Source organism: Streptomyces sp. NPDC008313, from assembly GCF_042956125.1.
In the GTDB taxonomy this organism is placed as follows: Bacteria; Actinomycetota; Actinomycetes; order Streptomycetales; family Streptomycetaceae; genus Streptomyces.
The window spans coordinates 172540-186600 of record NZ_JBIBFR010000016.1; the positions used below are offsets into that span (position 1 = coordinate 172540).

12 protein-coding genes and 1 pseudogene are annotated in these 14061 nt (G+C 67.1%); 8 read left to right on the plus strand and 5 right to left on the minus strand.

The window, feature by feature from the left end:
- The first annotated feature begins 99 nt into the window (after positions 1-99).
- From ACFY93_RS22735 to ACFY93_RS22770, 8 genes are all read left to right on the plus strand, one after another.
- Complete coding sequence (locus ACFY93_RS22735) at positions 100-393, plus strand: hypothetical protein (protein ID WP_319070274.1); 294 nt, start codon at positions 100-102, stop codon at positions 391-393.
- A gap of 162 nt (positions 394-555) precedes the next feature.
- Positions 556-696 (plus strand): hypothetical protein, encoded by a 141-nt coding sequence (locus ACFY93_RS22740; protein ID WP_319070273.1) that lies wholly within the window; start codon positions 556-558, stop codon positions 694-696.
- A 20-nt stretch (positions 697-716) separates the two neighbouring features.
- The gene (gene fxlM, locus ACFY93_RS22745) at positions 717-1964 is read left to right on the plus strand and encodes a methyltransferase, FxLD system (RefSeq protein WP_391361923.1); all 1248 of its coding nucleotides are present in this window, start codon (positions 717-719) and stop codon (positions 1962-1964) included.
- A gap of 70 nt (positions 1965-2034) precedes the next feature.
- On the plus strand, positions 2035-2229 hold the full coding sequence (locus tag ACFY93_RS22750; RefSeq protein WP_319070271.1) for an FxLD family lanthipeptide: 195 nt from the start codon (positions 2035-2037) through the stop codon (positions 2227-2229).
- A gap of 72 nt (positions 2230-2301) precedes the next feature.
- Positions 2302-5349, plus strand: a complete 3048-nt coding sequence (locus ACFY93_RS22755) for a lantibiotic dehydratase (protein ID WP_319070270.1) — start codon at positions 2302-2304, stop codon at positions 5347-5349.
- A complete protein-coding gene (locus tag ACFY93_RS22760; protein ID WP_319070269.1) occupies positions 5346-6494 on the plus strand; it encodes a lanthionine synthetase LanC family protein in 1149 nt (382 codons plus the stop codon). The genes ACFY93_RS22755 and ACFY93_RS22760 overlap by 4 nt, the downstream gene beginning before the upstream one ends.
- 22 nt (positions 6495-6516) lie before the next feature.
- On the plus strand, positions 6517-7500 hold the full coding sequence (locus ACFY93_RS22765) for a thiopeptide-type bacteriocin biosynthesis protein (protein ID WP_319070268.1): 984 nt from the start codon (positions 6517-6519) through the stop codon (positions 7498-7500).
- Between the two features lie 128 nt (positions 7501-7628).
- Entirely contained in the window at positions 7629-8363 is a 735-nt protein-coding gene (locus ACFY93_RS22770; protein ID WP_319070267.1) for a hypothetical protein, read from the plus strand.
- Between the two features lie 122 nt (positions 8364-8485).
- On the opposite strand, the gene ACFY93_RS22775 is transcribed toward ACFY93_RS22770, so the two are convergent.
- The 5 genes and pseudogenes from ACFY93_RS22775 to ACFY93_RS22795 form a co-directional block, all read right to left on the minus strand.
- Positions 8486-9394 (minus strand): ImmA/IrrE family metallo-endopeptidase, encoded by a 909-nt coding sequence (locus ACFY93_RS22775; RefSeq protein ID WP_319070266.1) that lies wholly within the window; start codon positions 9392-9394, stop codon positions 8486-8488.
- A gap of 39 nt (positions 9395-9433) precedes the next feature.
- Positions 9434-9649: pseudogene (locus ACFY93_RS22780) on the minus strand (helix-turn-helix domain-containing protein); the annotation flags it as partial.
- Between the two features lie 7 nt (positions 9650-9656).
- Positions 9657-10463, minus strand: a complete 807-nt coding sequence (locus ACFY93_RS22785; protein ID WP_319070265.1) for a hypothetical protein — start codon at positions 10461-10463, stop codon at positions 9657-9659.
- Positions 10464-11055: 592 nt separating this feature from the next.
- Entirely contained in the window at positions 11056-12924 is a 1869-nt protein-coding gene (locus tag ACFY93_RS22790) for an AAA family ATPase (protein WP_319070264.1), read from the minus strand.
- A gap of 374 nt (positions 12925-13298) precedes the next feature.
- A partial coding sequence (locus ACFY93_RS22795; protein WP_391361927.1) for a hypothetical protein occupies positions 13299-14061 on the minus strand: 763 nt, incomplete at its 5' end.

Genomic DNA, 14061 nt, shown 5'->3' on the forward strand with positions numbered 1-14061 from the left:
GCCGTACTCCTTCGTGTGGCATGCGCGCCCCGTCGCCGTTCTGCCCCTCGTCGGCGGCAACCCGATGCCCCATCTCCATCTCCCGGGAGGAGGCCCGCCATGGGGGTGAGGCCAGGAGAGTTGTGGAGCCGTTTCGACTGGGCGAACGGCAGCTGCTTCAGGTGCGAGCAGACGAACGTCCCCGTGGCCGAGGTCGGCGAGATCACGGTGGCGGGCACGGTGCTTCCCCTCTGCGCCTGCCAGCGGTGCGTCTTCAGGCTCGAACAGCTCCACTGGACGATGAGCGAGCGCGCCGCCCGCCAGCGGAATGCCCCGGCTCCCGCACAGCCCATCCCCCTCAGCCAGTGGCCCACCAAGGTGCCACTCAACAGACCGCCCGCCCATGTCGCGTAGGAAGAACGGCCGCGTCTTGGGCGGGCCTTCAGCCCCGCTCCCGCTGTTCGAGCTGGAGGTACCCCGACCTCAGAAGGACAGGTCACAGCGGGAGCGGGCCGCACGCACCGCCACGAGAAGAGAGAGCCACCTTGGCAACCGAGGAACCAGACGGACGACACGTTGCTCGACCTGATCGGCGCCGTCGGTGCCGGAATCAATGCCAGTAAGGACGAGGGCCTTCCCCTTGACGTGCGCGAACTCGCCGCTGACCTGGCCGACAACACCGCAGACAGGCTGGCCCAGTTCAAGAAGACGACGTAGTGCCGAGAAGGAGAATGCTTATGAATGACACTCCCGCCCCGACGTCCGAAAACATCAACGCCCCCGCATCCGAACAGCAGTGGCGTGACGCCATGGTGGAGCAGCTGATCGAACTGGGCGCCGCTCGCAGTGCCCGCGTCGTGGCCGCGTTCCGCTCGGTCCCCCGGCACCTGGCCACCCCCGAAGTGGACGCGGCCAAGACCTACGAGGCTGAGTTCGCAGCCGTCACGAAGACGGACCCGACGGGCGTGAACATCAGCTCGGTGTCCGCCCCGCGCATCCAGGCCATGCAGATCGAGCAGGCGGACATCCAGCCGGGGATGAGCGTCCTGGAGATCGGCTCCGGCGGGGTGAACGCGGCCTACCTCGCCGAGATGGTGGGCGAGCGGGGCCGCGTCGTCACGATGGACATCGACCACGACGTCACCCGGCGTGCGGAGGACTTCCTCAAGGCGACCGGCTACGACCGGATCGTCACGGTGATCACCGCCGACGGCGAGCACGGCGTGCCCGGCCACGCCCCGTACGACCGCATCGTCGTCACCGTGCAGGCCGCCGACATCCCGCCCGCCTGGGTCCACCTGCTGAAGGAGGGTGGTCGGCTCGTTGTCCCGCTCAGGATGCGTGGCATGACCCGCACGGTGGCGTTCGTCCGCGACAAGGAGCGGCTCGTCAGTGACGGGTTCGAGCTGTGCGGGTTCGTACCGATGCAAGGCGTCGGGGAGAACCGCGTGCGCCTGGTATTGCTCCACGACGTGGAAGAGGAGGAAATCGCCCTCCGCCTCGACGGACATCCCGAACCCGACGCCGAGGCCCTGCGGGTGGCCCTGGGCATGCCCCGCGTCGAGGCGTGGTCAGGGGTCACCGTGGCCGGCGACGAGTCCACCGAACACCTGGACCTGTGGTTGACGACCGCCCTCGACAACCTCCCCTTGATGGCTGCCAAGATCGGCGCACGGAAGCGTGGTCTGGTCGCCTCCGCGTCGCCGATCGGCGTCCCCACGCTGGTGGACGGTGACAGCTTCGCCTACCGCACCGCGCGCCCCACCGACGACCCCGACCGGTACGAACTCGGGGCGATCGGCCACGGGCCGCAGGCACGCAAGGTCGCGGACCGCCTGGTGGAGGAGATCCAGGTCTGGCACAGCGACCACCGGGCCCACCGTGCGCACATCGAGGTCCACCCGGCGGGTACGCCGGACGACCGGCTTCCCGCAGGCCGGCTCGTCGACCGGCCCCACACCCGGGTCACGATCACCTGGCCGTGACGCCGTCGGCGGCGCCACGGCCAGGCCAGCACAGCACATCCCACCCGCCTTTTCCCGTGAGGAGTACGTGATGGCACAGCAGAACCCCACGTCAACGTTGAAGGCCGCGACCGACTACAGCACCAACACCGGGTCGGACTTCGACCTCAACATCGAGACCCTCGCCTCCGCCCCGGTCATCGGCTCGCTGCTGAACGACACCAGCGACAACTGCACCTCCACCTGCCAGTCCGCCTGCACCAACAGCACCTGCATCGGCGGCTGACCCACCAGGGGCCGGGCGACATCCGACGCGCCCGGCCCCGCGCACCACCGTGACGAAGAAGGAGGCACAGCGATGTACCACGCAATCGACGCGAGCATGATCCGCGCATCAGTCTTCCCGCTGGCAGCGACGCTTCCTCCTTGGCCCGACCTGGACGGCAACGCCCCCGCCGACGTCGAACGCCAGCGGGACTGGATCGACCAGGTCTGGGCGGACGACACCCGGGCTGCCGCCATCGAGTTCGCCGCGCCGCACCTCGCCACCGCCGTCAGAGTCCTGCTCGGCGGAGAGCGGCAACGGCCGCGCTCCGTCCGGCGCACCGCGGTCTCGCTCGCCCGCTACCTGCTGCGCATGCAGCACCGCGCCACACCGTTCGGGCTGTTCGCCGGCCCCGCCCCCGTGAGCATCGGCGGCACCGCTCGGGTGAAATGGGGGAAGGAGCACCGTGCTTTCGCCCGGGCCGATGCCGAGTGGTTGAACGCCGCCATCACCGCCCTGGAAAGCAACCGGGATGTGCTGCGGCGCCTGCCCGTGGTGGCAGATCCGACCTGCACGGTACGAGGCACTTGGGTGGCAGTACCGCACCAGTCCGGCACGAATGGCCCCACCGACACCACACTGCGACGAACCCGAGCCGTGGAAGCGGTGCTGACCTTGGCCCGTACGCCGATCACGGTCGGCGACCTCGTGGCCAAACTCCACGGTGACTACCCGGATACGCCGACCGCGGTGATCGAGGACATGGTGTCCAGCCTCGTCGCCCATCGTGTCCTGCTGACGAGCCTCCACGCCCCCATGACGTGCGATGACGCGCTCGGACATCTCATCGCGCAGCTCGACGCCACGGGGGCCGCCGCCACATCAGGTGGGGCGGAGACAGCCGAGGAGCTGCGAAAGATCCACCAGCTCCTCACCCTGCACGACATCGCTGCCCAGGGTGAGCAGCAGGCCCTGCGTGTCCAGGCGGCTGCGCGGATGAACACCCTCACCGACGCCACCGACCACACCCTGGTCGTGAACGTGCGCCCCGACTGCGACATCGTCCTGCCGACAGCAATCACGCGCGAGGCGGAACGTGCCCTGGAGGTCATCTCCCGCATCTCGCCGTACCCGAACGGCTCTCCGGCCTGGCAGGACTACCGCGCACGGTTCCTGGAGTACTACAGCATGGGCGCGATCGTCCCCCTGCGCGATCTCACCGACCCGGACACCGGCCTCGGCTTCCCCGTCGGCTACCGCGGCACGGTCCTGAAACGGCCGGTGCTGGCCACGACCCGCCGCGACGACCACCTCCTCGCCCTCGCCCAGTCGGCGGCCCTCAACGATCGGCGCGAAGTCGTCCTCACCGAGGAGGACATCAAGGCCATGTCACTCGGGGAACCCACGCAGGTGCCCGCGCACGTCGAACTGTGCTTCACCGTGCTGTCCCCCTCACTGGAGGACCTGGAGCACGGCCGGTTCAACCTGGTCACCGCCGGTCTGTCTCTCGCGGCCGGCACCACGACGGGCCGTTTCCTGACGATGCTGGATCAGCCGGACCGCGACCGGATGACCGCCCAGTACGCCGCCCTACCAACGCTGGCCGCCGGAGCCGTACGCGGGCAGGTGTCCAGCCCTCCCCTGCGTATCCCGACCCGTAACGTCGGCCGCGCCCCGGCCGTCGTCCCGCACGTCATCTCGGTCGGCGAGCACAACCCGGACGCCACCCTCGACCTGGACGACCTCGGTGTCGTCGCCGACTCCCGACGCCTCTACCTGCTCTCCCTCTCCACCGGACAGCTCATCGATCCCTCGGTCATGAACGCGGTGGAACTCAGCAGCGCCACCCACCCCCTCGTCCGCTTCGTCACTGAACTGCACCGCTCCCACAGCGCCATCCTCACCCCCTTCGCCTGGGGCGCAGCGGCCCGACTGCCGTTCCTGCCCGAAGTCCGCGTCGGCCGCACCATCCTGTCCGCCGCCTGCTGGCGGCTGAACGCACGCGACCTCGGCGATGACGGTCGCGCCTGGATGTTCCACTTCACCGACTGGCGCATCCGCTACGGCGTACCCCGCACCGTGTACGTCGGCGGCAACGACCAACGGCTCCGCCTCGACCTCGACATCAGCGCCCACCGGCAACTCCTGCGCGCGGAACTGGACCGCCACGGAACCGTGACCGTGCACGAAGCACCCGACGAGACGGCGTTCGGCTGGGTCGGTCGCGCCCACGAAATCGCCGTGTCCTTCGCTTCCGACCAACCGCCTTCCCCTGTACCGATCAACCGCACGGCAACCGTCGTCCGCCGTGACTCCAGCCGCCTGCCCGGCGCCGGCGAGTGGGCCTACCTGAAGCTGTACGGCAACGCCGGCCGGGCACCCGAACTGCTGACTACGCACCTCCCGCGACTCCTCCACGACTGGGACGCCGACGCACCGACGTGGTGGTTCACCCGCTACAACGACCCCGACAGCCACCTCCGGCTGCGACTCCGCCTCCCGAACCCGAACGCCTTCGGTGAGGTGGCACAGCACGTCGCCGCCTGGGCAGGTGAGCTGCGCGCGGAGGGCCTGCTCCAACGTGTCCAGTGGGACACCGACGAGCCGGAGACCGGCCGCTACGGCATCGGCCCCATGCTGGACGCCGCCGAACAAGTCTTCGCCGCAGACTCCGCCGCCGCCCTCGCACAGATGGCCCTCCCCATCCCTGACCGCCTCTGGCCCGCCGTCACCGCCACCAGCTTCGTCGACATCGCCGACGCCTTCCTCGGCTCCCCAGCGGACGGACGGGCATGGCTGACGACGAACCTTCTGAAGAACGAGGGCGGAGCCACGACCCGCGACGTACTTGCCGCAGCCGTCCGCCTTTCCGCCCCGGGCCCCGACCACGCGGCCCTGCGAGCCTTGCCCAATGGTGAACGCCTCGTCACAACGTGGGCTCGGCGCCGCACCGCCCTGACCGCCTACCGCCAGGCTCTCGAAACGCACGGTGCCGACCCCGCCGCGGTTCTGCCGTCCCTGCTGCACATGCACCACAACCGGGCCGCTGGCATCGACCCCGACAGCGAAGCCATCTGCCGCCGTCTGGCCCGCGCCGCTGCCCTTTCCTGGACCGCAAGAGAAGAAGGAGCCCTGCGGTGACCACCGCTCCACCCGCCCTGGACACGGACGCCACCCTCCGGCAGTCCCTCGCCCGAGGCTCCCTCGGCATCGCCCTGCTCCACGTCGAACGCGCCCGCCAGGGCACCGGATCCTGGCAGACCGCCCATCAGCAACTCGCCGCAATCGGCCCGCTCCTGGACGACAACGAGACCGGCCTGTTCCTCGGCGCGCCCGCGATGACATACGTGCTGCACTGGACCACCGTCGACAGCAACCGGTATACCGGCGCCCTGCAGACCCTCGACCGCATCGTTGCCGCCCACACCCGACGCCGACTGGCAGCAGCACACGCCCGCATCGACCGCCGCGAGCCGACCAGCTTCGCCGAGTACGACCTGCTGCGTGGCCTGACCGGCCTCGGCGCCCTCCTCCTACGCCGCGACCCCGAGGGCGACGAACTCAAGGGCGTACTGGAGTACCTGGTGCGCCTGACCGAGCCGCTCCACACCGCCGACCGGCGAACCCGCCTGGGCTGGTGGGTGAGCCACAGCCCCGTCAACCTCACTGCTCCCACCCCCGACGGCCACGCCAACGCCGGCCTCGCCCACGGCATCACCGGCCCCCTCGCCCTCCTCGCCCTCGCCAAACTCCGCGGCATCACCGTGCCCGGCCACGAGAAGGCAATGCTGCGGATCTGCCGCTGGCTGGACCAAATACGCGTAAGCGACCACCACGGCACCCGCTGGCCACGCTGGATCACCGACACCACCACCGTGCCCCCACACCTGGCCACCCCCTCCTGGTGCTACGGCACCCCCGGTCTGGCCCGCGCCCAACAACTCGCCGCCCTCGCCCTGAACGACCCCGACCGCAAACGCATGGCCGAACGAGCACTCCTCTACTGTCTGGCCGACCCCACCCAGCTCAACCAACTCACCAGCCGCGGCCTGTGCCACGGCCTCGGCGGCCTACTCCGCGTCGTACAGCGCATCACCCAGGACGCCGACGAACCACGAGCCTTCGTCCACCACCTGCCACAGCTCACCGAACGCTTCCTGAACACCGAATCTCCAACCGAGACCGGCTTCCTCAACGGCTCGGTCGGGGCGGCCCTCGCCGTCCAGAACATCCAAGAAGGCACCCTCCCATCCAGCGACTGGGACGCGTGCCTTCTCCTCATCTGACCATGCCACCGAAGGGATCAGGATGGACCTGCCCGCCAGCAGCACGATCGAGCAGGCCGTCCTGGCGGCTCTCACAGGCACCCCGCTCGCGGAGGCCGCCAGCCGGTCGCAGACGTCGCCCGAGCAGCTCGTCAAAGCCATCGCGCGATACCGAGACGCTGGCCGAGCCGCTCTCGGCGTCGGCCTCGAACCATCCGGCTGGCTCCAGGCAAGCATCGAGTTCACTGACTACTCGACCGCCGAACGCGCCTTCCACACCTACCTCCTGCCCCTCTTACAACAGGCGATGGACAGCAGGTCCATCGCTTGCTGGTGGTTCATCCGCAAACGCCCGTGCTGGCGCCTCAGAGCGCTCCCGGGTCCGCGTCCCGGGCCAGATGACTTGTCACGGCAGATCCGTGAGCTACTCGACACCGCAGTCTCTGGAGGTGGGGTCGAGCACTGGTGGCCGTCACCGTATGAGCCGGAGACCAGCGCATTCGGCGGCCCGTTCGGCATGGACATCGCCCACGACCTGTTCCACACCGACAGCCTTGGCGTCCTCGACTACCTGTATTCCACAGGCAAAGACGGAGACGGGGGTGGCCTCCTCGACGCTAAGGCCACCTCGCTCCTCCTCATCAGCCTTTTCTTACGAGCCGCAGGACAGGAATGGAGCGAGCAGGGCGACATCTGGGCACGCGTCGAAGTGGCACGCCCCCTGCCCGTTGACATCCCGCTCGACCGTGTAACCGCCATGACCCCCGTACTGCACAGACTGCTGACGATCGATGCCACTCCCTTTCTCACGGCCAAGGGCCCGCTGGCGCCCGTCGCCAATTGGTTCACCGGGATGGAGCACGGCGGCCGTGTCCTCGGTCACGCCGGACGCGAAGGGCAGCTCAGTCTCGGAACACGCGGCGTCCTGGCCAGGCACATCCTCTTCCACTGGAACCGCATGGGCTTCACTGCGCGCCAGCAAGCCATCTGGGCACGAGCGGCACGCGAAACGATTCTCGGTAACTGACCACGCTCACAACGACTTCACGTGAGCCCGCCGAAGTACCCTCTCGGGTACGCCGCACCGCATACCGGCGGGACGGACGTCGTCAGCCGGTAAGCGCGGCTGGCGCGGACGGGGAAGGACATCGCGGGGTGACGGACGAAGAACTGCGGGAGAGACTGGCATGGGGACGCCAGAAGCTCGAAGAGATGGGCGTCTTCCAGTCCACGGAGGGGCTCCGCTGGGCAGCTGCCCACGGGATCGTGCTGTTCGTGTGGCGCAACGGCCCGATCGAGGACGCGCACGCTTCTCCGCCGGGCAAGCGACGTAAGAACCTGCACGACGGTGCGATGTTCGCCCGCAACACATGGCTGACCCGACAAGCCTTCGACGCCTTGGGGAGCACTGAACCTTTCCGCCTGCTGGAGCTCGAAGATGTGATCTTGGACCGCGAGGCAATCTGGCCTGGGTGCGACGGGACGTTGACGGACTTCGGCTGGGGGTTCTTGGGGGAGATCAAGAAGCACGTCAAGAGGCGTATCAACACACTGATGCACTTCGAGGAGCAGCTGTCTCACGACGACTTCCTGATCTTCGTGGCCGCCCCTCAACTCGGGACCCACGACGACCACTTCGGTATGCCGAGATGGCCGACCTGCGTGAAGGCAGCGATCCGTCGCCTGCGCGGAGATGACGAGGAGTTCTTCCGTGAGCGCGGCGAGCTGATGCAGCGTATCGGGCCAGCGCCGGACTCGGTCGCCTCTGACTTGGAGACGACGGAGAAGGCTCTGCTCAACGCCCCCTGGGAACTGGGCGCCGAAGGTCTCGGCTGGTTCGCCTGGAACCCGATCCTGAGAGTGCCGCGCCCATCGCCTCCAAAGTGCTAAGGCGCCACGGGACAACAAGCGAGTCCCCGTAGGCCCTCTCAGCTGAAAAGACGCCACGGGCCGCACGGGGGGGGTCAGCTGGGTCCTAAAGCCTTGCGGCTTCTCCTGACGCCGGGTGATGATCAACTTGGGAAAAGCGTTAGCACCTCAGGAGCGGCTGGCTTTGTGCCTTCCTCGGATGCATCCAGGGCAAGGCGGGGCCTCGTCATCGTCGCCGTCGCGTAGACCTCGTTCGCAAGCTCGAAGGGAAGGCCCGAGCGGGCAACAAGGTCGTCGAACGACACACCCGTCTCCTCACAAAGGCGGACCGCCTTTTCGAGCAGGAGGGGTGCTTCACGGGGGCCAAGGTCGCAAGGCTCGGGGTCTCCGTGCTGCGAGAGCATCATCATGGCGCGCTTGTACGTCGTCTCCCGGAAGGCGCCGAGGGCGTGGGCGCGGTAGACAAGGGCCTTGAGGGAAGTGCCCCAGCGCCGCTTCAGCGCGTAGAGCGCCTCCCAGTCAAGCCTCTTCGGCAACTCTGCAAGGATCTCGACGCTTGGCATCAGAAATTCAGCCGCGAAGTCGTGCGCCTGGTTCTCCACGATCCTGCTGCCAGGCTCAGCGTCAAGGTGCATGACCAAGTGCCCGGCCTCGTGCGCGGCGTCGAATCGAGATCGAGCCTTGTCATTCTTGGCAGGGTTCCGGAAGACCAGTGGCCTGCTCCCGTACCAATGTGAGAAGGCATCCACCCGTTTGGACATCTCAGGAAGCTCCAGGACCACGGCGCCATGGGCTTCGAGTAGTCGTGTCACATGCGGGATCGGGCCGCTGGGTACCCCCATGGCCTCGCGAGCATCGCGGGCCACGGCCGCGATGTCCGCCCTGCTCGGCTCAGCCGGCAGAGCCAGGCGCGGCAGTGCCGCAGGGGGGAGTTCCACGTAGTGCTCGACCGTCGTCACCAGCCGCCAGACGATCTTGCCAAACGCGACCGCCTGATCCCGTTGAAGTTGCGTCGTTGCCCGGAGGCTTCGGAAGTGGGCGGCGCTGGGCACCGTCGGATGCGGGTGACCTGTAGCGAAGAAAGTGGCGGGCACTCCCAATGCCATGGCCAACTGCGCAACGACCGTGCTTGAAGGCCGGCTCTGGCCCAACTCGTACTGACTGACCGCTGCTGGCGTGAGCCCGACCTGCTTGGCAAGCTCGTTCTTGCGGAGCCCTCGAAGCTGACGAGCCGTAGTCAGAGCTTCGGGTTCGAAGGAACGGGAGGCGAGCTCAGCGCCTCTCGATCCTCGCGGCGGTGTCGGCATGAATTTCTCAGTCTGTGTTCTCGCGCTCTTCGCGCGTCTCTTCGGTGCGCCGGCGAAGCGGCAGATCGTTCTCCTTGAGGTCGGTGTGATCAGGCGCCTTGGGTGCCTCCTCTTCAGCGGTACGGTTCTCGTCGGGATCCACGTCAGACGCCAGCTCGTGGTCTTGATCTGAAAGGCTCCCCTCGGGAAGCTCGCCGTGCACCACAAGCTCGCTCACGGCCGATCGCGGAGCCGGAAGGCCAGACTGGAGATCATTGTGGATCTCGATCGTCCCATCAAGCCAAGGCGAACCGCCCTCACGGTTGTCCCGCGGAAGACCCACCTCGATGACGCAATTTCCCGTCTCCGGATCACCCGTGTGCACGATCCGAACATGCCCCTGACGAACAGCTTCAGCGAAGCTGTCGGCCCAGTCCGGGTCCTGGTCGAACGCCATCTGCCCCTGAGCCGCGCTGTTCTGCACAGCTCCCCGAAGTCGAGCGGCGCTGCCGTCCCAACTGAGCTGTTCGAGCTTGTCCCGCACCTTTCCAGGGGCAGTGAGCGGGAACTTGTAGACCCTCAGGACCCATGGCTGGGAGATGACCTCGATCGCCCCGCCTGCGACCTTTCGGACCGGAATCCCTGCCTGGTGGAGCTTCTGGAAGGAGAGGTTGGCGATGTTCCGCCAGACCAACTGAGCAAAGGTGCCGTTGTCATCCCCGTGAGACGGGTCGTGACGGTCGGCGTTGGTCGCGTACACCTCGCGCGCGACGTCCCGGATGATCTCCAGCACCCGCCGGAGATCACTCACAGCCTGCTGCAGAGTGATTTCCACGCCGCGACGATAGCAGAAGGCCGCGAACTGTGCGTGAAAATAAAGCGAGCGGGCGCGTCGTCGGCTCGCACCTCAAGCGGTTGAGGGCGCCAGCACCTCAGGCGGCTTGACGGCTGGGGCGTCGCACAAACGGCATCCCCGATGCTGGAACAGACCACCGCCGGCGACTTTACGGCGCATGCGAGCACCACCTGCTGATCGGATGCCGAACCCGGCCAGATCCGGCACCGAGGCGACCTGACCCAGTTCGCCTCATCGGACGAGGAACTCACGAGTGGCTCAAATGACTAGTCCGTTTTAGCGTGAAATGCACACATCGACAGCAGGGGTGATGTCAGTGCTGTAGGGAAGAATCCTTTGTGGGGAGGGGAACTCATGACTGACGAGCGCAACGCCTCTAACCAGCACGCACCTGCGCCGGGTGGCTGCCGTTGGTGTGGGCTTGAGGCCCGGGAACATGCCCAGCGGTGGAAGCCGCCGGTGGGCTGGCACAAATGGGAACCGCCGACGTCCGAGCAGCGCAAGGAGCGCATGCTCGCACGACGGCGGCGTCGGCGCGGCACCAGCGAGACCAGGTCGACGCTGCGCGCCATTACCCTGCGGCCAGCTTTCTGAGCACACCAAAGATCTCCCGCAACTGTGCGGGTACCTGATCAGGACTGGTGAGCGTGCTCACCAGCCCGAACATCATGTCAGGCTTGCCGCTGGGCCCGTTCGAACTGCCGTTTCGAAGCATGTTCAGCACTTCCTTGCTGAACTTCTTGCCGGGGCGCTGAGCGGCGAAATCCGCCTCGGTCCACGGTTCGCCCTTCGGCCAGAGTTCGTTGGCAGCCGCTGCCCACAGTTCATCTCGGAACAGCTCTTCCAACTCGTTGAAAGAGTCCGGTTCACCCACGAATCGAACCACGTCGTCGAAGGAACTGCCGAAGAACTGCTGAAGGCGTGCATCCTTGAAGAGGCCCTTCGGCAGGGTACGACTGTCGGCGTCCACCATGAGCATCACAGTTCGGCCGTGCTCGACCAGGTAGTGGGCGAGGTGTAGCGCCCCCTCGTTGTTGAAGCACGCCCAAAGGGCGATGCCGGCCGACTGCAGGGACTGCCCCTCAGAAAGCCAGAACAGTGTGGGAATCACTCGCTGTTCGGTGCCTCCCTCGACCGCCAGGAAGCAACGCTCGTGCAGTAGAACAGAGTTACGCAGGCCCACCGCAGCGGCGATCCGCCCCAGGTGGCCGTCGATCTCATCGTGCGTGTCGGCCCCCAAGCGCTCCACCAGTGTCCGGCCGCCCTCCAGCCGCAGATGCACTACATCAGCGATGTCGACACCGTCGATCAGGTTCATGGAGTGGGTGGCGACGATGACATTCACGTGGGGCAGCGCACTCTGGTCACGGATGAGCTGCATGATCTTGCGTTGATGGCCGTAGTCGAGATGGGTGTCCGGCTCGTCGTAGATCACGATCGTCTGCACCGGCGGCGGGGCATCATCGACAGCGTCGGGATCAGCCGAGGGATCGACGTCCCCGAACTCCTCGCGCTTGAGTAGCCGGCTGTTCCATTCCCAGATCGCAAGGGAGATGCGGCGCGCACTACCCAACCCGGAACGCTCCAGCCCGACGGCTTCGCCCTTTGTGCGGGCGATCCGAAGCGGTGTACCCCGAAGACCATGGGAGAAGGAGACCTCGGGCTCGACGGTCACCTCGGTGAGGTCATCGCAACGGCTCTGGATGTGTGCGCACAGGGACTGGGCGTCGTCCTGAAGGCGCTCCCTGATCCCGTCCTCGATCGACTGAAGGCGGCCCTGAAGCGTCGGGTCCGCCATATGGGCCTGATAGCGCCCCATCAACGCCGTCCTGACAGCACCGTCCGGATCGGCCGCCTTCCCATCGAACGGCATCAGCCGGGGCAGGCGTCGCTCCATGTCCTTCGAAGCCGGTACCCAGCCCGACGTCGAAGCGTGCGCCATGCCGTACTTGCGCAGCTCCGGCTCGATGTCCGTCCGCTTGATGGATGTCACCTCTGGAAGCAGTTGCTTGGCCAGCGCCCGCACCTCAGCAAGGGACAACTGAGCAGGATCGCGCAGTCGTTCATCGTCGGCAAGCGGCGCCCAGCACTCCAGCACTGGCGTCTCGCCGGTTGCAGCGCGCCGCCGTACGCGCAACTCCTCCACCGGCAACCCAAACGATTCCTGCTCCCAAGGGTCGAGCGCAAACAGTCCCTCCACCCAGGTCGTCGCACACCGCGAGAGAGGCGTCGGCTCGTCATCCTCGGTGGATGAGCCGAGTTCGTACGTGCGGTCGTCCTCGCCCAACTGCTCAGCACCCACGAGGAAAGCGAGCGCTGCGAGCACTGCGCTCTTACCGCCGTCGTTCTGCCCGGCGAGGATGGTCGGCGTACTGACTGGGATCTCGCGGACGTCCTTGAGGGACCGGAATCCACACACGGTGAAGCTGTGCAGGTGCACCGTTCTCTGCCGCTCCGTTCCCTGGCGTCTGGGGGCAGCCGCAACCCAACACAGTGCCTCGCCACAGACATTGACCTGGGTACCAGACAACCCAGGCGCATCATCTTATGTCTTGTGGAGACGGCCTGTTGATGCCGTGAACGGATCTGACCGAATCAGACCGATGCCGATGAAACCTGTTCCATCTATGCCCGGCGCACAGTTCGGCAGACCTGGTGCCGAGAGCCTCTACGCTCCATTTCATGGACACCCCATAGAACTGCAAGCAGCAGGCAACCGCGGCAACTCCTGTGCGTAGCCGTCGGCCTTCCGCTCCGTAGCCGCGAACCCTGCGCAACGTGCACCTTTCCCGAACCCTCCGGGCTCTCGGCGCCCTACTCCCCACCCGGTGACGTGGGCGTGGCCCCGCTGGCACGTTGGGCGCGGCGCTGGCGCCGATCCTCCTCCTGGGCCTCGTCGATGGCCTCCCACTCAGCCTGCTTGGCCTCCAACGACTCCCGGGCCTCCCTGAACGCGCGGTTCGGTTCCGGTAGCGCCTCCTCCCTCTGCCACGCCCCTACGCAGTCCACGGCGTGGGAGACCACCCCGCGCAGTACCCACACGCGAGACCGGCCGTGGAAGGCGTACGCCAGCCCGCTGTCCCACACCTCCAGCAAGTTCATGGCCTCGTTGAGGCGGCGGCTCACCTTCCTCTCCCGGATAACACCGATGGCCAGCCGAACGGGGGCGATGTGGTCTTGCAGCCTCTCGTCCCACGTCTGCCGCACCGCCGTGAGCGCGGCGGCCTCCTCGGTGCTCATCCCGGGCTCCCAGTCGTCGGGAACGCTCCGGATGTGCTGGTGAAGGTCACCGAAGCCTGTCGCCAGTGTGGCCACGGCCTGGTCCTGCTTGGCCTCTCGCCGGGCCTGGCGGGCGTCTTCCAACGCCTTGTTCTGTGCCTGGCGGGTGCCGCCATACGTAGCCGCCGCGCCGACCAAGGCGCCGACGAGCCCGGAAACGGGAGAGATCCATTCCACAGCCTCATCCCTTCGTGATCTGCTTGTATTGATCAGAAACGGTTTGGGTTCTGGGTCGTTGGATCGGGTGTGAGCGATCTGGTGGGGGACGCGCGGCATCTGTCGCCGTCGGCGCAGGAGG

What these genes read in the sequence shown, in the direction of transcription:
- ACFY93_RS22755 (WP_319070270.1), top strand. Translation starts at nt 2,302, where the DNA reads ATGTACCACGCAATCGACGCGAGCATGATCCGCGCATCAGTCTTCCCG.
- ACFY93_RS22750 (WP_319070271.1), top strand. Translation starts at nt 2,035, where the DNA reads ATGGCACAGCAGAACCCCACGTCAACGTTGAAGGCCGCGACCGACTAC.
- fxlM (WP_391361923.1), top strand. Translation starts at nt 717, where the DNA reads ATGAATGACACTCCCGCCCCGACGTCCGAAAACATCAACGCCCCCGCA.
- ACFY93_RS22765 (WP_319070268.1), top strand. Translation starts at nt 6,517, where the DNA reads ATGGACCTGCCCGCCAGCAGCACGATCGAGCAGGCCGTCCTGGCGGCT.
- ACFY93_RS22735 (WP_319070274.1), top strand. Translation starts at nt 100, where the DNA reads ATGGGGGTGAGGCCAGGAGAGTTGTGGAGCCGTTTCGACTGGGCGAAC.